Here is a 23,706-nt window from a genome sequence, read left to right as displayed (position 1 = left end):
ACTGCCAGGCATCAAACAAGTGAAGAGGCCATCCGGAAGGATGGCCTTTTTGCGTTTTTGTACCCCTGAATTTTGCAGGCCGGGTAAGGCGAAGCCGCCACCCGGCAGGTCAGGCACACTACCCCTGACAAACATTCAAACGACGTAATTGCCGCTGATGGAAACGCCCAAGGAGTAGCACCGTCGTTAACGCACCCAGCAGCGCGCAAAACATATCCGACTGGGTATCCCATGGATCGCCCTGCGTCCCCAGAAAATCATCCGCACCCTGCCCCATTGCCAAAGCTGCCCACCACTCAATGAGTTCATAGGTGGCGCTAATAGCCAGAGCAACACAGCACACCAGAAATCCCGTCATCTTACGCCCACGAACATACCCACCGCGCAGCAGAATTTCTCGCGTTGCCAGTGCGGGAACCAGTCCCTGGAAAAAGTGACCGAGCTTGTCATACGGATTACGGCTAAGCCCGAGCATCTCCTGAACCTCAAAACCAACCGGAACCTTTGCGTAGGTGTACATTCCACCAGTCATCAGAATGATGGCGTGAAAGAAAATCAAGGTATAGAGAAGGGGAGTTAGAGGGTATCGCCGGTGCGTGGCGAGCAGAAGTGGAATGATGATGATGACGGGCATCACCTCCATCAGCCAGGTGACGCGGTCGCTCGTGAACAGGCCGGTATAAATCAGGATCATCAGCAGGAGCAGTGACCCGACTTTTAAAGCAGATAAGTTCATATCATTTTCATTGTCAGGGGAAAAAATCACTATTGCCTGACAGGAGGGAAAATTCAATGCGTAGCGGATACAGAAAAGCAAAAACCCAGCCATAGGCTGGGTTCTTTAAATAGTGGTGCCGGACTCGGAATCGAAAATTTCTTTTATCATATTGATATTAATATAATTTATTTGGTTTGATTAAAAATGTACCCTCAATTATACCCGCAGTCCCTTTTGATATCGAAAGGGAATCACACTCGGGATCAGGCTGAGAGCACAGAAGGAAAGTACCTGGCTATTATATCGTTAATTCTGTCAATCAGTTCCAGCCTTTTGAAAGTGATGTGTGCAGATCCCTTCTTAAAGTATTTAATGATGAACATCTCGTCTTCATAGCGCTCTTTACCCTGAACGGACTGGATGTGACCATCCAGACGAATAGTGATGTTTTCCCGGTTGTCGGGGATCGGTTTGCCGCTGAACAGGTGTAGCATTCTTTCCAGATCGGCAAGTCGATCGGCCTGTTGCCCGCTGTTCAGATGAAGCCCCCACCGGTCCCACCTCACCAGATTGTTGACGATAATTTTACTGCCAAATTTACAGGGTGAGTTGGTTTTGTAATCCCAGCTCAGTCCCCTGAAGACGTTGATCACCCCTCGCTCAAACACCTCATCCTTATTCTGGCGCAGTTGTTCGAATGTACTCAGGATATTCGCTTCACTGATTTCCGGAAAATTATCATATTCCAGTGATCGGTACCATGTGTCCCGGGCCTGCGCATCCATCAGACTCAGCATCCCGGAACGTTGCATCAGGTCACGCCAGATTTCTCGATCGAGATTGCGGGTGATGGCTTTCATTGCTGCTTCCGGTTTTTCCATCAGCCAGCAGCCACAGCGAAAATTCTGTTTCATCGCCCAGTCCAGGGCGGTTTTGCCGCCAATGCCTGCTGTCAGCACTGAGATTTCTGCCAGTTGCCGGATAAGCGTTTCGGTTTGTTGCAGTGCTGCATTCCGTACCGTCACAACGTGTTGGATACTGGTGGAGCAGATAACGTCCGTATGCCCGGTGACCACTTCCGGACGGGAGATTGTGATGTCTGACATTATCGGTTTTCCTTTTGGTTTATAAACGAAAACGCCAGCTGTATTCAGGCTGGCGTCAGGGGAATGAAGTATGGTGAGTGATATTCACCGGTTCTGGTGCAGAAGCTGCAGATGACGAAGAGCACGGACATCCTTCCGGGCCTGTTCGATGCAGGGCAACAGTGCTGCTGAATCCGTTCTATCCTCATCGTTGTCAAAGATAATTCCCGATTCGCAGTCGATATTGTCCTGTAGCCACGCAATCAGAATATCCAGTGCGGTTTCCGTGGTTAATGATTTCATGTTGTTCCTGGTTACCAATTGAAAGTGGGCTGGTCCGGCAGACATTCAGCGCTGGCATCCAGATGAATGAGACTGACGCCATAACGTTGGATGAGTGTGACAACCAGACGACGGAACGTTTTTGACAACCCCAGGCGTTTAAGCCGCAGAACCGGATATGACCACGCATCGGTACGTAACAGATATCCGCTACCTGTGAAATGAATCCATTCTGATTCACTGAAGTCACTGGTCTGGTGTGACAGCGAGTACAGCCAGGCGTTATCCTTTTCCGTGATATGTGCGGTACTGCAGCGTATGCCGGCAAGGGTTGCAAACGGTGGTAGTGTGCAGGTTGACTGTTGGTCGGATTCCTCCACCACGCGGAGTGAATAACCGTTTTCAGCGACCTTGTTAATCAGTTCAGTGAGATTAACACCATCGACATCAACGACAATTCGCCCCATGTTCAGTGCCTGCACATTAATGCTGTCGGCTTCCAACGTCAGGGCCAGTTTCATTGTTTCGCCTCCGGATGCTTCCCCTGGGTAATGTTATTTACCGTTCTGTAGTTATCGCGGGTCATCAGGCCGGTTGCCCTGCGAGCCCGGAGAATATCAATACTGTTTATTAACTGAGAGCGGGTACAGGCGCTGAATCCCGGCTGGTCGGTACGTACCAGTGCGTATTTTTCAACGAGAAAGTTCACCGCATCACACAGTGAAATGCCAGCTTCAATATGCTGCTCAATCACACGTTCATCGGCGAACGGTGTGTCATTCAGCGTAAGGCCGTAATGCTGGTCCAGCAACCGGGACAGCAGTGTCTGCCAGATGGTGACGGGAGACGGGCAGCGCGATGCCTCCCGTACGTGTGTGTCGGGTAATGTTTTCATACTGAAGATTTTCCTGATATGCAGAGATGAAAAATGGAAAAGTGGCGTGGTGAAAACACCAGGCCGGAGCAGAAGATTATTCTGATGATTTACTTTTTCGTTTCGGGCGTCGGATAAACAGCCAGATAAACGTAACCACAGGAGCCGAAGGTGTCGGCTTCGCAGGTTAAATCGTTGTGGTACAGGGTAACGCAGTGGGCATGGTGGGGGCTGAGTTCACCGGTGGTCAGCATCGATTCCATCTGGCGGATAAAGTGCGGGAATGTTTCATCCAGCTTCCGGCATTCGATGTCACTGAACTTGCCGGTGATGCTGGCCCGGTCAGCCAGATAATGCAGTCGGTTGCCTTCCTGCACCAGACGGGCTCCCAGGCGCAGTGTAATCTCCCGCTGCAGGCCCCTGGTAGGGTTGCTCATTACAGTTCTCCACTATTGTCAGTTCAGGGTGATGCTCATCAGGCAGGTATAGGGCCCATTGCGGTCCTGGCGGCGTTCGGCGTATACCGCGAGGACTCCGGCGATATCCGGAACGTCCCTGCCGGTGTAATGACAGACGCTACCGTGCCACTGGTATTTGCCGGTGCAGTAGCGAAAGATTCGGGACTCAGGATGCTGGCGGTATATCGTCATTGCCCTGCGTTTACTGATAATTTTCATGTAATACCTCAAAGCAGACCGTGTTCTGCGAACGAATAGATTTGCCTGCCACCAACAATCAGATGGTCAGGGACACGGATATCCACCAGCTGAAGCACCTGAACCAGTCGCTGCGTGAGGGTTTTGTCGGCCTGGCTAGGTGTCGTCTCGCCGGAAGGATGGTTATGCGCGAGTATCACCGCCGCCGCGTTGAAGTGCAGAGCACGTTTGACCACCTCCCGGGGATGCACCTCGGTGCGGTTAATCGTGCCGGTGAAGAGCGTTTCATGGGCAATCAACTGATTCTGGTTGTCCAGATACAACACCCGGAACTCTTCCCGCTCAAGCGCGGCCATATGCAGTCGCAGCCATTCACGTACGGCGTGGGTAGAGGTGAAGGCTACGCCGGGCTCATGCAGGTGGCGGTCCAGAGCCCTGAGCGCCCGCTGAATGAGACGCCGGTCCTGTGGCGTCATCTCGCCGGGTAAAAAGGAAAGCTGTTTCATCTGTTGCTCCTTCGGTCAGTCGATAATACGCAGAATGGCGTGAGCCTCTGGATGTTGCATGGCATACTCCCGCAGGCGGTAATAGTGTGCGGTCATCGCGTCACATTCTGTACGGCAGGCATGGTGGCTATACGCAATCAGGCAGACAGCAATACCTGCTGCTTCTGCACTCATTTGGGCATCGTTACCGTTCAGGCAGTTAAACAGACGCCATGTCTCATCGTTGTCAGGCTCGGGGGACATAAATGCGCCGCCATTGCTGAGGGTGTAGAACGACCAGATACCACCGCTGTAGCCCTCACAGAAGCGGTCCATCCAGGCGAAGATATGCGGCTCCAGGAGTAGCCACTGCGGGATAGCGCCAAAGTACTGTGGCCAGAAATCGATACGCTGTTCATCGGGGACCGGCGTGACGGTCAGTTCAAATTCGGGTTGGTTAGCGGGTGCGAGGTCGTGCTGCGTCTGTGTTGTCATGGGTATGTCTCCGTCAATAAAAACGCCAGCGGCGATGGCTGGCGTATGGGGATATAAAGTGTGTTCGGGGAGGTGAATGCGGGTAAATGCTTCGCGATCAGCGGGTGGCCGTGTCTGTACGGATGCCTGAGGTGCGGATATAGCGGTTAAGACCTTCACCGGCATCCGGCTCAAAGTTCCATGCCCGCCAGACCATCCGGCCTTCAGTATCACGAACCACCAGACGGAAGTGACTGCCCTGGTCGTCTTCGAGTGTGATATTGCTGTACGTGGTAGTGACCGCTTGCGCTTGTCTCCGGGTGAAAGGCCCCGGTGGCAGCAACACGGATTGGGTCATTTTCGGGCTCCTGATAAAAGAAAACCCCGGCAGCCTGCTAGCTGTCGGGGTGGATTTGCTGGGGAAGATACTACTATCAGTCGTTGCTGCAGTCTCCGAGAGTGGACAGAACTTTCTCAGCGTTCTTCCGGTCCGCAGTGAAGGTCCCTGCTTTGTGGTCATTGACGTAGACGTCGAACTGCCCGGCCTCAGAGATATTGCTGATGAAGTCAAACCAGGCGTTATCGCCGTTACGCCAGCCCAGGCTGGACGGAATAATGTACTGCTGGTGATCCATCACTACGGTGATAGTAGTGTCGTCATCGTGCGAACTGACCATCTTGTCATCGGCAAGGGTAAGAAAGACTGAATGCTGATAGAAACCATTCTGGTCCGGGTTCCCTGTGCAGTTGATGGTAAACGTCTTTCCGCTGGCTTCGGTCACGCTGTATTCCGTATTGCCCTGACCGTAACCCTGCTGCCAGAACCCCGGGATAGCAGAGGCATTAAAGCTCGCGAGCAGTACACCCGCCAGCATAAACCGACTTAGTGAAAGTATTGTCATTCTTGTCTCCTTTGTCGTTGTTTTATTCCTAGTTCTCAGGGTTTGAGGGTATCAGCAGTCGCCCCATCAGTTTGCCGTCATGGGCGTACTCAAAGTATTTTTCTTTGGTATACGGGTCCGTCACCTCCTGGTATTCCAGTTTGATGTTATCGGCAATACACAGCGCATTCATCAGTGGCTGGACGGTTTTTTCCTGCATATCCACGAGGTAGTAGTAACTGCCACCCTCGCAGCCATCGGGCGACTGGTGGGTACGTAAAACCTGCAAGGTGGGACCGGATAAGTAGTCAACCTGTGACCATTCTTCGCTGACATCATCCTGGTGGCTGACCACATCACTGAAACGCGGTGGGGTTAGATCCTTAAATTTGCTGATGGCCTTCAGGTCATCACTTCTGTTATCGCATGCGCTTAGAAACAGCGTGGTGGCAACCAGCACCAGCAGAGGCAGTGTTTTACGTTTCATTATTTTTTTCCTGAAATCAGACGAACCACTTTGGCAAAGACATAAATGCCGACGAAAATACCCACCGGCACGCCGACGAACGGTGTCAGTGCGACACTGGCCGCACCGGCTGCCCCTCCGCCCGTCAGCAGTGCGGCAACGGTGGCAAGGGTCAGGGCCGTGAGGCTGTCGGACACCCCGGTTTTGTTCAGAATGATGACGATGACAACAATGGCGATAATGGCAATAAATGGCATAGGCTCTCCCTGCGGATGAGTTGAGATAGACCTGCACTATTCCGGTGGGCTGTCGGCCGGAACAAACGCAAGCAGCGACTGCTGGATAAAGCGAAAATGGGGTAAGGCCTGAATAAACACCGGGTCTTCAACCAGACTGCACAGACTGTCGTTGCGGCGAAAAGACTCCTGCAGGGGTTGAACCAGATGGATTTCATCCAGGGTGAATACGGCGATATGTCCGTCGTGCTCTGCCACCAGATACCAGGCCTGCTGGTGGATAAGTAACCGGCAGGGAGCCAGCCGCTCACAGCGCTGCCCCTCGGCAATCAGCGTCACCCGCCTGCGCCCGGTAATGGCCTGAATCAGTCGCCAGAAAGACAATGCGCCTGATGGCGAAGGAGCCGGACTGGCGGGTGCGATTACGCAGGGAGACTCATCGCACATCAGCAGTGCGTTTACCAGACGACGGTCAAAGCCAGGGAAAAGACCGGCCATCCCGCTGCGGTGGGCAAAGATAAGCACGTCGGGCACCATCTGCGTCTCACTGCCCGCAGTACGTAAGCGGCAATATCCGGACTGATACTCCAGGTCCAGATACATCAGCCGCTCACGAAAATCACGCCGCAGCGTGCGCACCGACACACCAAACTCAGCGGCCAGCTTACGCACACTCAGTGTTTCCCCTGCCACCAGACGGCTGATTATCAGTGACAGCCTGACAGCCAGCCGGTCATGGCGGCGTTCTGCCTGTGTCATGAGACGTTCTCCGTGAAAGTTAACTGACTGAAAATGATGTGATTACTTTAAAGAGGGGGTCGGACAGGGTATGGACATCACAGAAACTATTTTTCATTTCTGCAAAAGCCAGAGGCAGCGGGGGTTACAGGCCATTCACTCAGTGAGTGAGGACCGCCAGCACGGTGCGATGCGGACAGGTGGTGTCCGATATTAACAAAGCGGCAACATTAAACGGTCACTGCAGTTGCGTGAGCATCGCTTCCGCCATCACCCACAGTGCCCGGTTAAGTTTCACGTCCCCGTCGATACCGCGAACGGCACGGGTATGTGACCGTCCTCCTTTGGCATTACGGCCACTGAGCCCACCCTTAATCAGGTTCTCCTGAATACGCTGGTACGTGGTCCACAGGTCGCTACTCTCATCTTGCCAGCGGCGCGGGGAGAGGATCTGCGACTCAGTCACCGGCTGGTGGTCCTCACCAAAGCGGTACGTCAGCGCGGCTTTTGCCAGTGCCTGCTGCGCAGGTGGTGGCAACAGCAACGACTGCATCGCATCCCGCTTCTCCTCCACACGGTCAAAAATGCCCAGCACTTCATAGGCCCCCTCAATCACCTGACTCACTACATCGCCTTTGTGCGGCACACGCACCTCGCCAAATGACTCACCGCAGACGAGCCCGTTCTGACAAACCGCACGAAATAAACCCGGCAACATCTGGTACGAACTGGTGCCATCATGGGAGTTGAGCAGGATAATTTCTGGTACCTGTTTACCGGTAATCTGCCCCTCCCGACGAAGGCGTAGCATGTGTTTTGTGTGCTCGCGTCGACCCGGGTCGCGTACCCGGGTCTGACAGGCAAAGAACGGCTGGAAGCCTTCGCGCTGCAGGCTGTCCAGCAGGGATATGGTGGGTATATAGGTATAACGCTCACTACGGGATGCGTGTTTGTCCTCACTGAATACACTGGGCACCACGCGAAACAGCTCTTCGCGGGTTAACGGGCGGTCGCGACGGATAAGATTTGCTGCGCCAAAGCGCGAAGCCAGACGGGTCATAAGCAGACTCCTCATAACGGGAAAACAAATAAAAGGGATCCCCGTCGCATCTGCGACAGGGGCAGGGAAGTAACAGGGATGGGTTAAATACTCAGAAGAAGAAATCCCAGACGGCGCGGGCCACTGACACCACCGTGGTGCGCACGGCCTGAATGACAGCCCGTACCGGGGCGGGTATCAGGGGAAAGGCACTGATGCTATCGAGTACGGCCCCGACGGTTTCACCAAAATCGCTACGAGCCTGTTCCCGGACTACCGTCGTGCGAAAGGAAGACTGGAGTTGCGACACCACCGGGCTGGTGGCCTCACGTGGCAGGCACTTAATCATTCGCTCGGCCATCACCCGCAGTCCCCACTGAAGACGGACCGACACGGCACACACCGGATGTACGGGCTGGAACAGCTCATGCAGCAGACAGATTTTACGGCTGATATTCTGCTTCTGCGCCGTGGACAACGGTCCCCCACCGCTGGTGGGTTCGGCCTTATCCGACTGGCTGATAACAAACAGCACCTTATGCCGGTATACCTCTCCAATCACCTGATGATAAAAATGTTCATCCACCGCCAGCGCCCGGTCATCGGCCTTAATCAGCCACAGAACCAGGTCGAGCCGGGGGAGTTGTTCGCGGTACATCGCAGCATACTCGGTATCGCGAGCACCACTTTCGCCCACGCCGGGCAGGTCCACCAGCGTCATATAGCGGTCGCCGACTTGCAGGCGAAAGCGCAGTGGCTCACGGGTACATGCAGCCACATCGCTGACCGGTGATATATCTCCGGCAAACAGGGCATTGCACAGACTGCTCTTCCCAACACCGGTTTTACCCATAATGCCGATCACTGGCTCGTAGCGGGTTAACTGATTTATCTGCTGCAATATACGTTCAGACACCCACTGTGGCAGACCAGCGAGCGATTGCTGAAACGGCTTCAATCCTTCAGAATTGTTCATTACTACTCCTCTGAAAAATAATACAAAAACGGCAGAATCGTGAGATTCCACCGTTAATCTGGTATGTTCAAAGGGATGATATATATCTGAAAATTATTAACTTGATCTACTTTTTGTCTTTTTTACGTGATGAAACAGCCTGCTGCCAAGCATGCTTCATTTTCTGAATAAAGAAATATTTTTCTTCAACTCCAGTGTCCCAACTATCCATGCATGCAATGATCATCTGTATTCTCATTGCAGTGTTATATGGTTTTAAATAAAAGGGGATCATATTTTTATTTCTCAGATACTCCCAGCAATAGATAGCTTGCTTTTCATCTTTTTTATCTAGCCAGTCATAATCAGTAAGAAATGTATTATATTGCTCTAGCCATTTATCATGCAACTTACGAAAATAGGAAATTTTCTGACTTAAACTTACAGGAGCTAAATCAATAAACCTCATCAAAGTACAAATGCGTTCTTGTTCGGATGTTGTATTCGGGCTGTAGTTGTCGGGATCTGCGCCAGATGTTAAATAAAATCTACGCGAGTATTTTTCAGGTGTATCTCTATTTTTTTCTTTATTGCTAGGGGAGATTCCCACCTGCATTTCGGCTTGTACTTCATCAAGTGAGAAATTTTTAATTTCATCAATGTTTTCAAATTCAAAAAAGGATGCAGGAGTTGAGTTCGGGTTGTAAATATTATCTTGTGCAAAGATATTCACGCTCGAGGAGGTTTCAGGACTGATTCTGTTGTTATATATATACATTAAGGCAAACCACGATCCTCTATCAGAACCTTTGAAACAATCGAACTTCTCTTTGTCAATGATTTTGTAATGGAACTGTTTTTTCAAGTAAGTACGCGCACTTTGTATTGCTTCATTATTGAATAGGAATTTAGTGTTCAATATATGATTAATGAGTTTTTGAAATTCCTCAGGCGTGTCGAAATTACTCGCCTGCTTAATGTAATCTTCGTTGTAATACAGACTCAGAACGTAAAGGGAAAAGAACTCCTCTCTCACTTCGTCATACCTAAGCATGTACCCTCCAGTGTGATATCACATCTGTCCGATGCTTTCAAAAGTATAAATGAACCATGATGATTTGGCATCTGCAAGGTGACTGTTGACTGGTTTTTTGCTGATTTTTTAATGATAAAGTAGTGATTACTAACTGATTAGTAAGTGATTAATGGCTGGTTGCCTCCTGTGATTTTTCTGCCTCTGGTAAATTGGGGGAGAGTACTGATCAACTCACCACTCTGAATAATTTTCATGATTGCACTCTACAAAGTTTCGACATCCGTCAAATTGTAACGGTCAGAGAACAGCGTTACACGAGGTTTTCCGTATCTATGCATTCTTAGTTGGGTAGCTCAACTGCTCCTTCCAGATCTTTTTTTACGTCACACCCCATTCATGTGGAGGAGAAGGCGTGAACAATTAGTTATCGCCTGCTCCGGTGCTCTTCTCGCAATGGGACACTCAGCATGAAAACTAAACCTGCACTACTGGAAGATGAGTTCATCGATATGAAGTTTATCACACGCCTTACTGGCCTGAGTGATAAATGGTTCTATAAGTTGATACAGGAAGGGGTATTTCCGAAACCCATTAAGATGGGTAGAGCTTCTCGCTGGTTAAAAAGCGACCTGGAGGAGTGGTTGCAGGCTAAAATTAATGATTCCAGAAATTAAATATTTTGGACTGTGTTTATCAAATTCCATGCCCTTTTTGCTGCTTAATTTTAAATGACACTCTGATCATGCACCGTGATTGAAATAAGTTATAGCCACCCCTTAATCATTTTTTTCAGACGACATTAACTTCGGAGTAAATAATTTAACACAATGAAATATCAAACCGCATCTGGCCTGAATGTTGAGTATTAATACGTGACGGATTGTTAATATATATCAGTACATAAACCCCAATATTCCAGTAATACACACCTACGCAATACACACCAAGCAATTTAGTCAGCATCACCCAACTAACATCCAACACAAACTCAATAAGCCAGATTTGATACCACCTAATTACCTCAACCATCGCGGGTAAGGTTCCGTCCTGCCCGATATTCAGATCACAGGAATCTATTATGCTTAATGATATTTATCTTGACCAACGTCATGCCCCATTCAATACAACGTATTTGCAACGGATGCTGGGTGTAATTGATAACGCTATAGCACAACACCCAAGGACAATGGCTGTCCGTGTCGATCTACGTCTGCCTGATGACAACTGTAATAGGAATAGTGGTCTGATATCCCGTTTCATTGAATCGCTTAATGCAAAAATCGATGCTCGGTACCGAAATAAAATAAAGAATGGCATCAGGAGCTACCCATGCCAGTTGCGTTACGCCTGGGTTCGGGAAGTGGGAGAAATAAACGAGAAGTCCCATTACCACATGGTACTTTTCGTGAACAAAGACACATTCAATGGACTTGGGAGCTATGGAGAAGGGGGAACGGGATTAGCCAGCCTGATACGTGAAGCCTGGCTGAGCGCTTTGCAACTAGGCCCTTACCCCGAATACCGAACGTTGGTCCACATCCCAGATAATCCCCTGTATTATCTGGATGCCAACGCCACAGACTATCGTGCGGTTTACGATAAGCTCACTTTCCGTCTGAGCTACTTTGCGAAGGAGCGCACCAAGTCATACAGCCGAGATGAACGCTCGTTTGGCTGCAGTCAGTCCTGAGGCAAAACAAACTAAGTCTATAAAGATTTTTTCAGCCTGGCTCTAATCGACTGAATCTCAGCATACTCCGCTTTTGAAGCCTTGACACGTCAGTTGTTCTTTCACCTCTGAGTGGCTACTCGCGACTGCCTGCAGGAGACTGATTATGTTATTGACCGCAAAATCCATTAACTGACTTTTCGACTTAATCTCCTTAAGTTATGTGAGAAATTTGCCGATATGAAAACATGATCCTCCAGTCGCTACTGACATGCCCTGTCAGTAGCGACTGGTAATCTCAAGGAAAAATTACAAGGAGAACGCGCATGAGCGGGCATGAGGTAATGGTACAAAGAATAACCGCTATTATTGCAGAACTTTACCAGTACGGTTTTGTATCACGTAAGAAGATGATGGACGAATTCAACATCAGTGAGCGTACTTTGTATCGTGATCTTAATCGTCTGGGCGACAGAATCGTCCCCGATGGTGATGGTATTTACAGGCTGGCTCCCGCTTACGCTAAACCTCAGGCTCTAAAAGAACAACAAAATCTCGGCCATGTTTATTATGGCGATCAGCGCCTGGTATTTACTGCGCGGACGGGAGCGCGATGTCGCATTACGCTCGTTTGCCATCGGTTCCGTCTTCGGTACTCTGGCGATTATTGGCACGCTGCAACTCGGAGACAGTTCTGCGTATGAAGTCGCGCAAGTACAACCGGTAAAACTGGCGGCGATGGAAGGGGAGTGGCAAACGGAACCTGCACCTGCACCGTTCCATGTGGTTGCCTGGCCGGAACAGGATCAAGAGCGTAACGCCTTTGCCATCAAAATTCCCGCGCTGCTAGGGATCCTCGCCACTCACTCATTAGATAAACCCGTGCCGGGTCTGAAGAATTTGATGGCTGAAACCTACCCACGCTTGCAACGCGGACGTATGGTCTGGCTGTTAATGCAGGAAATATCGCAAGGCAATCGTGAGCCGCATGTGTTGCAGGCATTCCGGGAACTGGAAGGTGACCTGGGCTACGGCATGTTGCTCTCCCGCTATGCGCCGGATATGAATCATGTCACAGCCGCACAGTACCAGGCGGCGATGCGTGGTGCAATACCTCAGGTTGCGCCGGTATTCTGGAGTTTCCGCATCATGGTGGGCTGTGGTTCCCTGCTGCTACTGGTGATGCTGATTGCGCTTGTCCAGACGCTGCGTGGCAAAATCGACCAGCATCGCTGGGTGCTGAAAATGGCGCTCTGGAGTTTGCCGTTGCCGTGGATTGCGATTGAAGCCGGGTGGTTTATGACCGAGTTTGGTCGTCAGCCGTGGGCGATACAGGACATCTTACCGACATACTCCGCGCACTCCGCCTTAACCACAGGACAACTGGCTTTCTCACTGATCATGATCGTAGGGCTTTACACCCTGTTCTTAATCGCCGAAGTCTACCTGATGCAGAAATATGCCCGTCTGGGGCCGAGCGCGATGCAGAGTGAACAACCGACGCAGCAACAGGGGTAAAGGAGAAAATCATGTTTGATTATGAAACATTGCGCTTCATCTGGTGGCTGCTGATTGGCGTGATCCTGGTGGTCTTTATGATCTCCGACGGATTTGACATGGGGATCGGCTGTTTGCTGCCGCTGGTGGCGCGTAATGATGATGAACGCCGGATAGTGATTAATAGCGTTGGTGCGCACTGGGAAGGCAATCAGGTCTGGTTGATCCTCGCAGGTGGGGCATTATTTGCCGCCTGGCCCAGAGTGTATGCAGCGGCGTTTTCCGGCTTTTATGTGGCGATGATCCTGGTGCTGTGCTCGCTGTTCTTCCGCCCGCTGGCCTTTGATTATCGCGGAAAAATCGCCGATGCACGCTGGCGTAAAATGTGGGATGCCGGTCTGGTCATCGGCAGTCTGGTGCCGCCGGTAGTCTTCGGTATCGCCTTCGGCAACTTGTTGCTCGGCGTGCCGTTTGCCTTCACACCGCAATTACGCGTGGAGTATCTCGGCAGCTTCTGGCAACTGCTGACGCCATTCCCTTTATTGTGCGGATTGCTCAGCCTTGGGATGGTGATTTTGCAAGGTGGCGTCTGGTTACAACTGAAAACTGTTGGTGTGATTCATCTGCGTTCACAGCTGGCGACTAAACGCGCTGCACTGTTGGTGATGCTGTGCTTTTTGCTGGCGGGTTACTGGCTGTGGGTCGGTATTGATGGCTTTGTACTGCTCGCCCAGGATGCTAACGGTCCTTCCAATCCGTTAATGAAACTGGTGGCAGTGCTACCTGGTGCCTGGATGAATAATTTTGTCGAGTCGCCCGTTTTGTGGATCTTCCCGCTACTGGGGTTCTTCTGCCCATTGCTGACGGTGATGGCGATTTATCGTGGTCGCCCGGGTTGGGGATTTTTGATGGCATCATTGATGCAATTTGGCGTGATTTTCACGGCAGGCATCACGCTGTTCCCCTTTGTCATGCCGTCAAGCGTGAGTCCAATCTCCAGCCTGACGTTGTGGGACAGCACTTCCAGTCAGCTGACGCTGAGTATTATGTTGGTAATCGTGCTGATATTTTTGCCCATTGTGTTGCTCTACACTCTCTGGAGCTACATACAAAATGTGGGGGCGCATGACGACAGAAACTCTCCGCCGTAACGAAAACGAGCTGTACTAAGGTGCAGGAACAATGTGGTATTTACTTTGGTTCGTCGGCATTTTGTTGATGTGTTCGCTCTCCACCCTTGTGTTGGTATGGCTGGACCCGCGATTGAAAAGTTAACGAACGTAAGTCTGATGCGGCGCATTAGCGTCGTATCAGGCAATCAATAATGTCGGATATGAAAAGCGGAAACATATCGATGAAAGCGATCTTGATCCCATTTTTATCTCTTCTGATTCCGTTAACCCCGCAATCTGCATTCGCTCAGAGTGAGCCGGAGCTGAAGCTGGAAAGTGTGGTGATTGTCAGTCGTCATGGTGTGCGTGCCCCAACCAAGGCCACGCAACTGATGCAGGATGTCACCCCAGACGCATGGCCAACCTGGCCGGTAAAACTGGGTTGGCTGACACCGCGCGGTGGTGAGCTAATCGCTTATCTCGGACATTACCAACGCCAGCGTCTGGTAGCTGACGGATTGCTGACGAAAAAGGGCTGCCCGCAGCCTGGTCAGGTCGCGATTATTGCTGATGTCGACGAGCGTACCCGTAAAACAGGCGAAGCCTTCGCCGCCGGGCTGGCACCTGACTGTGCAATAACCGTACATACCCAGGCAGATACGTCCAGTCCCGATCCGTTATTTAATCCTCTAAAAACTGGCGTTTGCCAACTGGATAACGCGAACGTGACTGACGCGATCCTCAGCAGGGCAGGAGGGTCAATTGCTGACTTTACCGGGCATCGGCAAACGGCGTTTCGCGAACTGGAACGGGTGCTTAATTTTCCGCAATCAAACTTGTGCCTTAACCGTGAGAAACAGGACGAAAGCTGTTCATTAACGCAGGCATTACCATCGGAACTCAAGGTGAGCGCCGACAATGTCTCATTAACCGGTGCGGTAAGCCTCGCATCAATGCTGACGGAGATATTTCTCCTGCAACAGGCACAGGGAATGCCGGAGCCGGGGTGGGGAAGGATCACTGATTCACACCAGTGGAACACGTTGCTAAGTTTGCATAACGCGCAATTTTATTTACTACAACGCACGCCGGAGGTTGCCCGCAGCCGCGCCACCCCGTTGTTGGATTTGATCATGACAGCGTTGACGCCCCATCCACCGCAAAAACAGGCGTATGGTGTGATATTGCCCACTTCAGTGCTGTTTATCGCCGGACACGATACTAATCTGGCAAATCTCGGCGGCGCACTGGAGCTCAACTGGACGCTTCCAGGTCAGCCGGATAACACGCCGCCAGGTGGTGAACTGGTGTTTGAACGCTGGCGTCGGCTAAGCGATAACAGCCAGTGGATTCAGGTTTCGCTGGTCTTCCAGACTTTACAGCAGATGCGTGATAAAACGCCGCTGTCATTAAATACGCCGCCCGGAGAGGTGAAACTGACCCTAGCAGGATGTGAAGAGCGAAATGCGCAGGGCATGTGTTCGTTGGCCGGTTTTACGCAAATCGTGAATGAAGCACGCATACCGGCGTGCAGTTTGTAATGCATAAAAAAGAGCATTCAGCTACCTGAATGCTCTGAGGCTGATGACAAACGAAGAACTGTCTAATGCGTAGACCGGAAAAGGCGTTCACGCCGCATCCGGTCACTTTACCTTCAGTTTTACTCTTTCTCGGAGTAACTATAACCGTAATAGTTATAGCCGTAACTGTAAGCGGTGCTGGCGCGTTTAATCACACCATTGAGGATAGCGCCTTTAATATTGACGCCTGCCTGTTCCAGACGCTGCATTGACAAGCTCACCTCTTTGGCGGTGTTCAGGCCAAAACGCGCAACCAGCAGGCTGGTGCCGACAGAGCGCCCCACGACCGCAGCATCGCTCACCGCCAGCATCGGCGGCGTATCGACAATCACCAGATCGTAATGGTCGTTCGCCCATTCCAGTAATTGACGCATCCGATCGCGCATCAGCAGTTCAGCCGGGTTAGGTGGCACCTGACCGCGAGTAATCACATCAAAGCCTCCTTTGCCAAAATGCTGGATCACTTTGTTGAGCTCATCTTTACCTGCCAGATATTCCGACAAGCCATGTGCATTACTCACGGTAAACAGGTTATGCGAATAACCATGGCGTAAGTCGGCATCAATAAATAACACTTTTTGATCGGACTGGGCGATCACCGCTGCCAGAGTTGAACTGACAAATGTTTTACCACTGTCTGGCGTCGCACCGGTGATCATCAGAATGTTATTCTCAGTCTCCATCATAGCGAAATGCAGACTGGTTCGTAGCGCACGTACGGCTTCCACAGCAGAATCCGCCGGGTTATCCACCGCCAGGAAGGGGATATTTTTAGTACGATGGCGCTGCTGATTAGAAAATAAATTTTTCTTACGCAGACGGGTACGTTTATCCAGCCACTCGGACATCGGGATGGTGGCATAAACGCTGATGCCGTGCTCTTCCAGTTGTTCCGGGGCTTCTACACCACGACGCAACATCGCACGCGCCAGCACGGCACCCACCGAAATAAACAGGCCAAGAATAAAACCAAGCACCACATTCAACGCTTTTTTCGGTTTCACTGGCTGCGGCTGAGTGACTGCCGGGTCGATAATCCGCACGTTACCAATGGCACTGGATTTCGAAATACTCAACTCCTGCTGGCGGTTAAGTAATTGCAGATATACCGCACGGCCCGCTTCTACGTCACGACTTAAACGCAACACTTCCTGTTGGGTGGAAGGCATAGCCGATACCCGCTTATTCAGGCGTTTGCGTTCTTGCTCTAGCGTCTGGCGTTTTTCCAGCAGCGCACGATAAGTTGGGTGATCTTTCTTATACAGCTGGGAGATCTCTGCCTCGCGGAAGGTCAGCTCATTGAGTTGATTATCAACGTTCACAATCTGCTCAAGAACGGCTTTGGCTTCCAGGTTAAGGTCAACCGAATCGCGCTGCTGGCGATAAACGTTGAGTTTTTCTTCCGCCTGGTCCAGCTCGCTGCGCACTTCTGGCAACTGGCGCTGTAAGAATTCAAGGCTTTGTGAATCCTGCGCCGCCTGGCGAGCGATATTCTGTTGCAAATAGTTGTTAGCGATGCTGTTCAGAATACGAGTAATCAACTGGGGATCATCACCAGTCATGGTAAGTTCCAGCATCCCGCTTTCTTTACTGCGTTCGCTAACGGTAAAGGTTTCCTGCAACGCGTTAATCGCTTCCAGTTCGGTACGCTGGCTCAGGACAAACTGTGTTCCTGGTTTGGCCTTAATGTCCGCGATAGTCAGCGCAACGCCATCTTTTTCCAGACGCTGGCCGACCATACCATTGACGGTGAACTCTTCACCTTCCAGCGTATAGTGGCCGTTTTCCCCAACCGTGAGTGTCAGTTGCTGATCCTGACCATTCAGTTGTGGAATATGCATCCAGCTGATCGCCAGCTCACCTGGTTTTTCTTTGGTTAATCTCGCCCAGCCGCGACCCACAATCGGAAAATACTTCTGCTCAACCATGTCGCGCAGATTCAGTTCAGCAATGGTTTTACCGAGAATCATGCGCGATTGCAGCAGTTGGATCTCCGGTGCAGACTCGGGCGATGAGTTAGGGATCATATCGCTCAGGCCGCTGAGAATGGCGTTGCCCTGTTTCTGCTCAACCTGGACCAGAGTATCTGCCTGATAAATTGGCGTGCTTAACAGCGAGTAAGCGACAGCGATCAGTGTGAATAACGCGGTCACGCTGATAATAAACTTACGGTGATCCCATAACTCGCCGACCAGACGAAGCAGATCGATCTCATTTTCCTGAGTGCTGCCTGGTGGCGTATTCATATTTTTAGTTGTCATCGTATTTTATAAACTCAAATTACCGGCTGAGGCGCTTCGCCCATTCCTGACTGGCGCGCTCCAACATACCGTAGACATGTTCAAATGCGTCCTGACTTTTACGATAGGGATCCGGGATCTCTTTCTGTTCCAGCCATTGCCCAAACAGCATTGTCTTCCCGCGGACCTCGGGAGCGATTGCGGTAACCTGAGCAATATGTTCCGACTCCATTGCCAGAATCAGATCGTAATTTCGTGCCATCTCAGCAGTGAGCTTACGTCCGGCATGTCCTTCAAGAGATACGCCATGATTAGCGGCAACATCTGCTGCTGTCGCATCTGCAGGGTGTTTTACCAGACCATGAACACCTGCCGATTTGACTTTTACGCCTGGCAGACGTTTACGCAGCAAGCGCTCGCCAATGGGCGAACGGCAAATGTTGCCGGTACAAACCACCAGGATTGAGTTAAATTTTAGTTGGGCCATGTTTGAATCCACCGTGAAGTCTCTGTCAGGTCATGCACCCCGGAAATCGTCGGTACCAGCAGGGAAATCACACGGTTCCAACGAGCCAGCGGCGCGGTAGTGACATAAACAATGTCGTAAGGTTCAAGCTGGAATTCCGTTCCGAGTATCATTGCCGATGCGTCCTTCGCATTCAGCTGATAAATATTGGCGATTTTGCCATTCTGCTTGTTTTGCGTTGCACGAATAACAAAAATCCCCGTCGCATCAGCGACATCCTGATTCATACCCTCAGCGTTACCCAGCGCTTCCGCCAGGGTCATACCGCTGCGGTCCATTTTCAGCGTGCTCTGTTTACCCACTTCACCCATCACGAAGACTTTCAGATCATCGTTGCGCGGAATAAATAAAATATCGCCCGGGTGCAGCAGTTTGTTCTGGCGCAAGTCGCCACGTTGCATCAGCGCATAGAGGTTCACTTTGGTCTTTACGCCATTCTGGGTGAGCACCACATTGCGCCAGTCTGCATCTGCGGTCAGACCGCCCGCGGCGTTAATCGCATCCATGATGGTCAGAGGAATATTGGTAATCGGCTGCTGACCCGATTTGCTGACTTCGCCGGTGACGTACGCTTTTTGCGAGCGGAACGCCGCGACGCTGACATCGACTTGCGGGCTTTCAATGACTGAATCGAGACGCGCTGTAATCTCGTTGCGTACCTGGGCAAGTGTTTTCCCGGCCACTTTCAGGCGACCAATATAGGGGTAGAAAATCGCACCATCGGCGTTAACCCAGTTGCCGGTATCACTGGCGCTACGGTATTGCCCTGCGGGGGTGGTTAGTTCCGGGTGATCCCAGACCGTAACCATCAACACATCACCAATGCCGATACGATATTCATAGTTCGCGATTTGCTGCTCCAGCTCCGGGTTAGCCTGCGACATAATCGGTTTGGCGCGCAACTGATCAATCAATCCTGGCGTGACGGGATAGATATTGACCATTTTGTCCAGGTCATACTGATTGTCAGGTAGTTCAATGACATCCTTGTTACTGGTCGATAAATTCTGACCAGGAATAAGGGTACATGCTGTCAAAGACAGAACAGCCAATGTCAGTACCGAAAACTTAAAAATGTTCTTTTTCATTGGTTTATATTTATCAGTCAATGTAATGTTATGAATTACGTCAGGTTATTGTCCAACCGGTACTTCTCGCTCTGCCGTCATTGGATAGAGCTGGTATTTGCGTGACAGCATTTGTCCACCATCACGCGTCAATGGTGTCCACGAAACCACCGCGCGGTTGCGGTTAGGTCCAATGGTCATCAAGTCGAACGGAATCGAGATATAAAAACCTTTACTAAAGCCGCCTTCGCCATAGTCATCTTTAGATACGTTACTGATTGCCGCCCATACCCCTACCGCCACGCCGCTGTCAAAGCGTTTGGCGACGTCGATCGTTGCGCCTTTATCTTTTGCCAGATATTGCCCAACGCTAAGTTTCATCAGTACGCCATTGAGCGTCGGCGGGTTCCAGTAAGCCGTCACGAAACCTGTGGGTGTGGAATAATCGGTGAAGCGCATCATGTTGTCCCAGTCACGTTGCTTCACGTAGTTAACGTCCACACCCAGCGCCCAGCTGGCATCTAGCGGGCGATAAAGCAGCTCGGAACCGACACCGGCGTACATCGTTTCCAGATAACCGCCATACACCTGGCCATAGAAACCATTGCCTAAGTCGGCAAAGTAGTTCGCCTGCAAGTTGTTGAGATAAACGTCATTGCGAACGTAATCACGGATATGCGTGCGCACGCGGGGCAGGGTAGAGTCCGCGGGTAATAGCGAAGACTTAAACTTGTCGTAGTTATTGTAAATATTGGTGAAAATACCGCCATCAAGCAGCAGGTGGTCAGTAAACCAGTAGCGGGCGCTGGACATCAGCCCCAGCTGGAACATATAGAAATCTTCCGGGCCGCCCAGCGACTGTGAAAGTGTTGGGTTGAAAGAGTAGCTAAAGCGATCTTCACGAATACGGTAGCCCCGACCAAAGGCAGAAAGATCTTCAGCTTCAACACGTTGTTGTTGCAGTGGCTCTGATTGACCAGACGCTGTACCTGCCAGCTGTTTGCGCAGGCTGGCTACGTCGGTTTCGGTAGTCACCATCGCCATATGCTCGCGCTTTTGCGTCACGCTAATCTTCTCAACGCCTTGCGGCAGGTTATTCACCAGAATCCGGCTGGCACGATCGACCGCTTCACGAGAATCACGGTATTTGTATTGCTGACCAGACATATACAGCGTCTTATCGCGTAGCTGAATTTCTGGCGCGTCAAAGCCCGCGTTATACTTCAGGGCGGTAAGTTGGTTTGCTACCGTGGTGTACTGCAATCCTTCAGATTCAGGCGCAGGTTGATATGCCGGTTTTGGCGTATCGCGCAGGGCAGGGCGCAGATCGTTGAAATTGGTCCGTAAAGTGAAACCAAACATCAACGTGTTACCGCGTTCATAACTCAGGTTGAGGTCTGCCCAGTTGGCAGCGCGATAAACTGCACCGACGTTGAAATGGCTTGCCTGAGGCAGTTTGCCAGCGAAATCATTCTGGTAATTGTTGCCGTCGTATTCGAGTTTCAGACGCAGGGGATTCCACGGCGTTTGATACTCAATGCCGCCAAAGATGGAGGCCGGGCCACGAAAGATATCGCTAAAGCTGATATCGCCCGCATCGTGAGACTCTGCGCGATGACAATATTTATCGCTCACCCGGCAAAACGGGTTGGTAATATTGCCCGCATTACCGGCGTAGCCCCATGCCATCCCGAGGGTGAAATCAAATGGCCCCGCTTGCTTGCTGGCCACCAGATACTCACCGTCAAACAGACCCGTACCAGCAATATCACGTTTACCAAACGCCACTTGCGGTAGCCAGTAACCTTCTTCCCACAGGCGAAGTTTAAAATCGAATGATTTGTCTTTGTATGACTGATCGCCGCTGAAATCTTCCCACTGGCTATATTTACGTGTGCGCACATCCGTATAACGAATGGTGCCTTCCAGCCATGGGAACAGCGCCACGGAGGTGGAGTAGAAACGGTATTGATCGTTATCCCGGTAGTTGACGCTGAATTCACCCTCCGGTGCGATGCGCGCATTTGGCATCTGCAACAATCCTGTGCCGCCAAAGTCCGATTGCGACGAACCCAGCGGATCCGGGTAGGTTAATACTTCAGCATGACAGGCACTGGAGACGGCAATGGCCAGGCAGCTTAAAAGATAAGAATTCTTCTTCATCAGTCAGGAACACGTTGCGTTAAAACAGACACAATCTGGTCATTTAAATCAGCATATTTTTCGGGCAGTACATGCGCAGAAAAGCCTAACCAAAGCTGGCTGCCAGGCGGTGGTTCCACATGTCTTTTATTCCACAGGGCAACAGGGGCGACGACAGTCTCACCCTCAGGCGTAATCACGATAACGTTATTCTTGTCCGCGCCTGCAAGACGGGGGTGATCTTGCAGATAATCGGTAACGCTACGGCCTGCCTGCCAGGGCAATTGCCCAGCCCCAGAAACCGCACCCAGCAGAGTAATAGTCACCGGACGCTGTACGGTATAGAGCGTATAGTCCCCGACCAGCGGGGGATTGCTGTTCTCATCCACTCGTACAAAATCAGGGTCCAGTTTGACCGGTAAGCGACCAGTGATATTGAGATTGAGTAACTGCTGGCGCACGGATTTAATCGTTGCCGCCACATCGTCGTCAGCTTCTGCTTCCCAGGAAGCAAGCTGTGCCATGACATGTTGGTAGTCTTTAAGCGCTTTAGCTTTCGCCGCAGAGTCGGTCAGCAAGGCACCAGGCCACCAGAGGCGATCGCGCAGTTGCGGTTGTGTCACCAACTGGGCAACATTTTCCACGGGGCCAACGGAAAGTGTCTGTTGTTCGCCAGGCAGATAAATAGTCACCGTTCCTTGCGCAAAGGCATGGGGTGTCATTACGTAAAGTACGCTGGCAATGAAATACGACTGTAATTTATTCATGGTGCGGGTTTAAGAAACGTCATTTCTACGGGAATAACCCCTGCGCCTAACATTTGCCGACTTTGACGAACCTGGCCAGTAGCCGAATCGACCCAGAATGTGTTTTGCCACTGTTTTTCTGGCAGCGTGGAAGTCACCTCTTCCTGCCAGACATTACACAGCACATCGCGACCCGCAATATGCAGCGTCTCTAATCCAGCAAAGGAAAAAGTGGAACTCAGGGTCGCAGAGCGAAAATGGTTGTCTTCACTCCAGAGAATATCGCGCGTCCAGCGGCTGCCGTCTTTTATTGCCAGCGCGTTACGCAGAGGGTCCTGCCCGGAATTTGTCACTTCCAGCAGATTATTATTAAGTTTGACGGTCTTTAAAAGACGTCCATTATGAGTAACCAGCATGGCGTTATCCTGGGATAACCATTTGCTTTGTTCTTGTTCTATATATCCCAGTACCACAAAGATTCGTTGCCCTTCATTAAGGCGTAAATACATCGTGGAATAAGGCAACGCCTGGATCTGCTGATCCGCTACGGTGATATCCTGATTATCGAAAAGGCTGGCGCGAAATGTATCGACCATACTTTGCTGGCTGTGCGTACATCCCGCAAGAAATAGTGCGAAAATCGATAAAATAAGAGGGCGCACCTTTAATCCTTGAAAGGTTAATTAAAAAAATGCAAATCTCTAAAGCCCGGTACGAATATCGCAACCGGGTGTTATTTAACTTTAATTTCGACGCGTTTAAGCAGAATTAGCGCGTAGTGGACGTGGTGGTTGAGGTGTTATGAGAACCGCCATCGCCACTGTCATTTGCTGCAACTACTGCCAACGTCGCCACACCAACAGCCGTTGCCACACCGACAACTGTCGCCGTGCCGACAGCTCCAGCAGCCACGCCACCAGTGGTAGCAGCCGTCGTGGTTGCACCGGTAGTGGTCGTTGTGGTGCCAGTAGTACCCGTCGTTGCCTCGGTCCCGTTTGCTGCTTCAGGGGCAGCAAACGCAGCTGGCGTCGTCAACATGAAGGCCATAAGGATTGCAGAAAGCTTGTGTTTCATAACTTTTCCTTTATTCATCGCATGGACAATACGTACGCTTGAGATCAGGATTGTCTACTTTGAGTATAACATGACTTTGTTGAATAAATCGAACTTTTGCTGAGTTGAAGGATCAGATCACGCATCTT

General features: G+C 51.0%; 28 protein-coding genes and 3 pseudogenes. 7 read left to right on the top strand and 24 right to left on the bottom strand.

Translation table 11 applies throughout. The features are described from left to right. Positions 1 to 118: 118 nt before the first annotated feature. The 17 genes from ACOTX7_RS21890 to ACOTX7_RS21810 all read right to left on the bottom strand — a co-directional run bounded on the left by ACOTX7_RS21890 (position 119) and on the right by ACOTX7_RS21810 (position 9,943). Positions 119 to 736: a DUF2238 domain-containing protein gene (locus ACOTX7_RS21890; protein ID WP_221257198.1), complete on the bottom strand. Its 618-nt coding sequence runs from the start codon at positions 734 to 736 to the stop codon at positions 119 to 121. Positions 737 to 981: 245 nt separating this feature from the next. Then, the gene (locus ACOTX7_RS21885) at positions 982 to 1,824 is read right to left on the bottom strand and encodes a DUF4942 domain-containing protein (RefSeq protein ID WP_221813680.1); all 843 of its coding nucleotides are present in this window, start codon (positions 1,822 to 1,824) and stop codon (positions 982 to 984) included. Between the two features lie 84 nt (positions 1,825 to 1,908). Continuing rightward, positions 1,909 to 2,106, bottom strand: coding sequence for a DUF957 domain-containing protein (locus ACOTX7_RS21880; protein WP_000839269.1), 198 nt, complete (start codon positions 2,104 to 2,106; stop codon positions 1,909 to 1,911). Positions 2,107 to 2,117: 11 nt separating this feature from the next. Beyond that, positions 2,118 to 2,606: a DUF5983 family protein gene (locus ACOTX7_RS21875; protein WP_221813679.1), complete on the bottom strand. Its 489-nt coding sequence runs from the start codon at positions 2,604 to 2,606 to the stop codon at positions 2,118 to 2,120. After that, the gene (locus ACOTX7_RS21870; protein ID WP_000854726.1) at positions 2,603 to 2,980 is read right to left on the bottom strand and encodes a TA system toxin CbtA family protein; all 378 of its coding nucleotides are present in this window, start codon (positions 2,978 to 2,980) and stop codon (positions 2,603 to 2,605) included. Before ACOTX7_RS21870 ends, ACOTX7_RS21875 begins: the two co-directional genes overlap by 4 nt. Positions 2,981 to 3,069: 89 nt before the next feature. Then, positions 3,070 to 3,396: a type IV toxin-antitoxin system antitoxin YafW gene (gene yafW / locus ACOTX7_RS21865; protein WP_001548930.1), complete on the bottom strand. Its 327-nt coding sequence runs from the start codon at positions 3,394 to 3,396 to the stop codon at positions 3,070 to 3,072. An 18-nt stretch (positions 3,397 to 3,414) separates the two neighbouring features. Then, on the bottom strand, positions 3,415 to 3,636 hold the full coding sequence (locus ACOTX7_RS21860; RefSeq protein ID WP_000691994.1) for a DUF987 domain-containing protein: 222 nt from the start codon (positions 3,634 to 3,636) through the stop codon (positions 3,415 to 3,417). A gap of 8 nt (positions 3,637 to 3,644) precedes the next feature. Continuing rightward, on the bottom strand, positions 3,645 to 4,121 hold the full coding sequence (locus ACOTX7_RS21855) for a JAB domain-containing protein (protein ID WP_000811693.1): 477 nt from the start codon (positions 4,119 to 4,121) through the stop codon (positions 3,645 to 3,647). Positions 4,122 to 4,136: 15 nt separating this feature from the next. Beyond that, positions 4,137 to 4,595, bottom strand: a complete 459-nt coding sequence (locus ACOTX7_RS21850; protein WP_000211838.1) for an antirestriction protein — start codon at positions 4,593 to 4,595, stop codon at positions 4,137 to 4,139. A 97-nt stretch (positions 4,596 to 4,692) separates the two neighbouring features. Then, complete coding sequence (locus tag ACOTX7_RS21845; protein ID WP_000194654.1) at positions 4,693 to 4,932, bottom strand: DUF905 domain-containing protein; 240 nt, start codon at positions 4,930 to 4,932, stop codon at positions 4,693 to 4,695. 76 nt (positions 4,933 to 5,008) lie between these two features. After that, positions 5,009 to 5,476, bottom strand: coding sequence for a protein YkfB (gene ykfB / locus ACOTX7_RS21840; protein WP_001547765.1), 468 nt, complete (start codon positions 5,474 to 5,476; stop codon positions 5,009 to 5,011). Between the two features lie 28 nt (positions 5,477 to 5,504). Then, positions 5,505 to 5,942, bottom strand: coding sequence for a YfjS/YafY family lipoprotein (locus ACOTX7_RS21835; RefSeq protein WP_116291333.1), 438 nt, complete (start codon positions 5,940 to 5,942; stop codon positions 5,505 to 5,507). Beyond that, positions 5,942 to 6,178, bottom strand: a complete 237-nt coding sequence (gene ypjK, locus ACOTX7_RS21830) for a protein YpjK (RefSeq protein WP_001115854.1) — start codon at positions 6,176 to 6,178, stop codon at positions 5,942 to 5,944. The genes ACOTX7_RS21835 and ypjK overlap by 1 nt, the downstream gene beginning before the upstream one ends. Before the next feature lie 36 nt (positions 6,179 to 6,214). After that, positions 6,215 to 6,916, bottom strand: coding sequence for a WYL domain-containing protein (locus tag ACOTX7_RS21825; protein WP_001548933.1), 702 nt, complete (start codon positions 6,914 to 6,916; stop codon positions 6,215 to 6,217). A 217-nt stretch (positions 6,917 to 7,133) separates the two neighbouring features. Then, positions 7,134 to 7,955 carry a DUF932 domain-containing protein gene (locus ACOTX7_RS21820; RefSeq protein ID WP_008324532.1) on the bottom strand — a complete coding sequence of 274 codons (822 nt, stop codon included), beginning with the start codon at positions 7,953 to 7,955 and terminating at the stop codon, positions 7,134 to 7,136. A 91-nt stretch (positions 7,956 to 8,046) separates the two neighbouring features. After that, positions 8,047 to 8,910, bottom strand: a complete 864-nt coding sequence (locus ACOTX7_RS21815; protein WP_001548935.1) for a GTPase family protein — start codon at positions 8,908 to 8,910, stop codon at positions 8,047 to 8,049. A gap of 106 nt (positions 8,911 to 9,016) precedes the next feature. After that, positions 9,017 to 9,943, bottom strand: coding sequence for a hypothetical protein (locus ACOTX7_RS21810; RefSeq protein ID WP_042111109.1), 927 nt, complete (start codon positions 9,941 to 9,943; stop codon positions 9,017 to 9,019). A gap of 449 nt (positions 9,944 to 10,392) precedes the next feature. Here ACOTX7_RS21810 and ACOTX7_RS21805 point away from each other — a divergent pair, with 449 nt between their 5' ends. The 7 genes and pseudogenes from ACOTX7_RS21805 to appA all read left to right on the top strand — a co-directional run bounded on the left by ACOTX7_RS21805 (position 10,393) and on the right by appA (position 15,744). Then, complete coding sequence (locus ACOTX7_RS21805) at positions 10,393 to 10,599, top strand: helix-turn-helix transcriptional regulator (protein WP_001547758.1); 207 nt, start codon at positions 10,393 to 10,395, stop codon at positions 10,597 to 10,599. 404 nt (positions 10,600 to 11,003) lie between these two features. Continuing rightward, a complete protein-coding gene (locus tag ACOTX7_RS21800) occupies positions 11,004 to 11,615 on the top strand; it encodes an inovirus Gp2 family protein (protein WP_008325050.1) in 612 nt (203 codons plus the stop codon). Positions 11,616 to 11,920: 305 nt separating this feature from the next. Then, positions 11,921 to 12,049, top strand: a pseudogene (locus ACOTX7_RS21795) (WYL domain-containing protein); the annotation flags it as partial. Positions 12,050 to 12,152: 103 nt separating this feature from the next. Beyond that, a pseudogene (locus ACOTX7_RS21790) lies at positions 12,153 to 13,112 on the top strand (cytochrome ubiquinol oxidase subunit I); the annotation flags it as partial. A gap of 11 nt (positions 13,113 to 13,123) precedes the next feature. Beyond that, positions 13,124 to 14,261, top strand: a pseudogene (gene appB / locus ACOTX7_RS21785) (cytochrome d ubiquinol oxidase subunit II). A 12-nt stretch (positions 14,262 to 14,273) separates the two neighbouring features. After that, positions 14,274 to 14,366: a cytochrome bd-II oxidase subunit CbdX gene (gene cbdX / locus ACOTX7_RS21780; protein WP_000270305.1), complete on the top strand. Its 93-nt coding sequence runs from the start codon at positions 14,274 to 14,276 to the stop codon at positions 14,364 to 14,366. A 79-nt stretch (positions 14,367 to 14,445) separates the two neighbouring features. Continuing rightward, a complete protein-coding gene (gene appA, locus ACOTX7_RS21775; RefSeq protein WP_016239723.1) occupies positions 14,446 to 15,744 on the top strand; it encodes a bifunctional acid phosphatase/4-phytase in 1,299 nt (432 codons plus the stop codon). Between the two features lie 119 nt (positions 15,745 to 15,863). Here appA and etk read toward each other — a convergent pair whose 3' ends face one another. From etk to ACOTX7_RS21740, 7 genes are all read right to left on the bottom strand, one after another. Then, positions 15,864 to 18,044 carry a tyrosine-protein kinase gene (gene etk, locus ACOTX7_RS21770; RefSeq protein ID WP_221813677.1) on the bottom strand — a complete coding sequence of 727 codons (2,181 nt, stop codon included), beginning with the start codon at positions 18,042 to 18,044 and terminating at the stop codon, positions 15,864 to 15,866. A gap of 19 nt (positions 18,045 to 18,063) precedes the next feature. Then, entirely contained in the window at positions 18,064 to 18,510 is a 447-nt protein-coding gene (etp, locus tag ACOTX7_RS21765) for a protein-tyrosine-phosphatase Etp (RefSeq protein WP_000057871.1), read from the bottom strand. Next, entirely contained in the window at positions 18,498 to 19,637 is a 1,140-nt protein-coding gene (locus ACOTX7_RS21760; protein WP_221813676.1) for a polysaccharide export protein, read from the bottom strand. The genes etp and ACOTX7_RS21760 overlap by 13 nt, the downstream gene beginning before the upstream one ends. A 45-nt stretch (positions 19,638 to 19,682) precedes the next feature. Further along, positions 19,683 to 21,779: a YjbH domain-containing protein gene (locus ACOTX7_RS21755; RefSeq protein ID WP_045351199.1), complete on the bottom strand. Its 2,097-nt coding sequence runs from the start codon at positions 21,777 to 21,779 to the stop codon at positions 19,683 to 19,685. Further along, positions 21,779 to 22,525, bottom strand: coding sequence for a capsule biosynthesis GfcC family protein (locus ACOTX7_RS21750; protein WP_001038066.1), 747 nt, complete (start codon positions 22,523 to 22,525; stop codon positions 21,779 to 21,781). Before ACOTX7_RS21750 ends, ACOTX7_RS21755 begins: the two co-directional genes overlap by 1 nt. Then, a complete protein-coding gene (gene gfcB, locus ACOTX7_RS21745; RefSeq protein ID WP_001301846.1) occupies positions 22,522 to 23,166 on the bottom strand; it encodes a lipoprotein GfcB in 645 nt (214 codons plus the stop codon). Before gfcB ends, ACOTX7_RS21750 begins: the two co-directional genes overlap by 4 nt. Positions 23,167 to 23,272: 106 nt before the next feature. Then, on the bottom strand, positions 23,273 to 23,578 hold the full coding sequence (locus ACOTX7_RS21740; protein WP_001299283.1) for a threonine-rich inner membrane protein GfcA: 306 nt from the start codon (positions 23,576 to 23,578) through the stop codon (positions 23,273 to 23,275). Between the last annotated feature and the right edge of the window lie 128 nt (positions 23,579 to 23,706).

It is taken from the genome of Enterobacter cloacae complex sp. IR5418 (assembly GCF_049238105.1).
Taxonomy (GTDB): domain Bacteria; phylum Pseudomonadota; class Gammaproteobacteria; order Enterobacterales; family Enterobacteriaceae; genus Enterobacter; species Enterobacter hormaechei.
The sequence above is the reverse complement of the archived record's forward strand: the minus strand, read 5'-3'. Positions and strand labels throughout refer to the sequence as shown.

Coding starts and splice junctions, on each gene's coding strand:
- ACOTX7_RS21805 (WP_001547758.1), top strand. CDS start 10,393: ATGAAAACTAAACCTGCACTACTGGAAGATGAGTTCATCGATATGAAG.
- ACOTX7_RS21890 (WP_221257198.1), bottom strand. CDS start 736: ATGAACTTATCTGCTTTAAAAGTCGGGTCACTGCTCCTGCTGATGATC.
- ACOTX7_RS21815 (WP_001548935.1), bottom strand. CDS start 8,910: ATGAACAATTCTGAAGGATTGAAGCCGTTTCAGCAATCGCTCGCTGGT.
- ACOTX7_RS21835 (WP_116291333.1), bottom strand. CDS start 5,942: ATGAAACGTAAAACACTGCCTCTGCTGGTGCTGGTTGCCACCACGCTG.
- ACOTX7_RS21845 (WP_000194654.1), bottom strand. CDS start 4,932: ATGACCCAATCCGTGTTGCTGCCACCGGGGCCTTTCACCCGGAGACAA.
- ACOTX7_RS21870 (WP_000854726.1), bottom strand. CDS start 2,980: ATGAAAACATTACCCGACACACACGTACGGGAGGCATCGCGCTGCCCG.
- ACOTX7_RS21810 (WP_042111109.1), bottom strand. CDS start 9,943: ATGCTTAGGTATGACGAAGTGAGAGAGGAGTTCTTTTCCCTTTACGTT.
- ykfB (WP_001547765.1), bottom strand. CDS start 5,476: ATGACAATACTTTCACTAAGTCGGTTTATGCTGGCGGGTGTACTGCTC.
- ACOTX7_RS21755 (WP_045351199.1), bottom strand. CDS start 21,779: ATGAAGAAGAATTCTTATCTTTTAAGCTGCCTGGCCATTGCCGTCTCC.
- etk (WP_221813677.1), bottom strand. CDS start 18,044: ATGACAACTAAAAATATGAATACGCCACCAGGCAGCACTCAGGAAAAT.
- ACOTX7_RS21825 (WP_001548933.1), bottom strand. CDS start 6,916: ATGACACAGGCAGAACGCCGCCATGACCGGCTGGCTGTCAGGCTGTCA.
- ypjK (WP_001115854.1), bottom strand. CDS start 6,178: ATGCCATTTATTGCCATTATCGCCATTGTTGTCATCGTCATCATTCTG.
- cbdX (WP_000270305.1), top strand. CDS start 14,274: ATGTGGTATTTACTTTGGTTCGTCGGCATTTTGTTGATGTGTTCGCTC.
- ACOTX7_RS21820 (WP_008324532.1), bottom strand. CDS start 7,955: ATGACCCGTCTGGCTTCGCGCTTTGGCGCAGCAAATCTTATCCGTCGC.
- ACOTX7_RS21760 (WP_221813676.1), bottom strand. CDS start 19,637: ATGAAAAAGAACATTTTTAAGTTTTCGGTACTGACATTGGCTGTTCTG.
- ACOTX7_RS21800 (WP_008325050.1), top strand. CDS start 11,004: ATGCTTAATGATATTTATCTTGACCAACGTCATGCCCCATTCAATACA.
- ACOTX7_RS21885 (WP_221813680.1), bottom strand. CDS start 1,824: ATGTCAGACATCACAATCTCCCGTCCGGAAGTGGTCACCGGGCATACG.
- ACOTX7_RS21860 (WP_000691994.1), bottom strand. CDS start 3,636: ATGAAAATTATCAGTAAACGCAGGGCAATGACGATATACCGCCAGCAT.
- yafW (WP_001548930.1), bottom strand. CDS start 3,396: ATGAGCAACCCTACCAGGGGCCTGCAGCGGGAGATTACACTGCGCCTG.
- ACOTX7_RS21740 (WP_001299283.1), bottom strand. CDS start 23,578: ATGAAACACAAGCTTTCTGCAATCCTTATGGCCTTCATGTTGACGACG.
- ACOTX7_RS21850 (WP_000211838.1), bottom strand. CDS start 4,595: ATGACAACACAGACGCAGCACGACCTCGCACCCGCTAACCAACCCGAA.
- ACOTX7_RS21750 (WP_001038066.1), bottom strand. CDS start 22,525: ATGAATAAATTACAGTCGTATTTCATTGCCAGCGTACTTTACGTAATG.
- appA (WP_016239723.1), top strand. CDS start 14,446: ATGAAAGCGATCTTGATCCCATTTTTATCTCTTCTGATTCCGTTAACC.
- ACOTX7_RS21855 (WP_000811693.1), bottom strand. CDS start 4,121: ATGAAACAGCTTTCCTTTTTACCCGGCGAGATGACGCCACAGGACCGG.
- etp (WP_000057871.1), bottom strand. CDS start 18,510: ATGGCCCAACTAAAATTTAACTCAATCCTGGTGGTTTGTACCGGCAAC.
- ACOTX7_RS21875 (WP_221813679.1), bottom strand. CDS start 2,606: ATGAAACTGGCCCTGACGTTGGAAGCCGACAGCATTAATGTGCAGGCA.
- ACOTX7_RS21880 (WP_000839269.1), bottom strand. CDS start 2,106: ATGAAATCATTAACCACGGAAACCGCACTGGATATTCTGATTGCGTGG.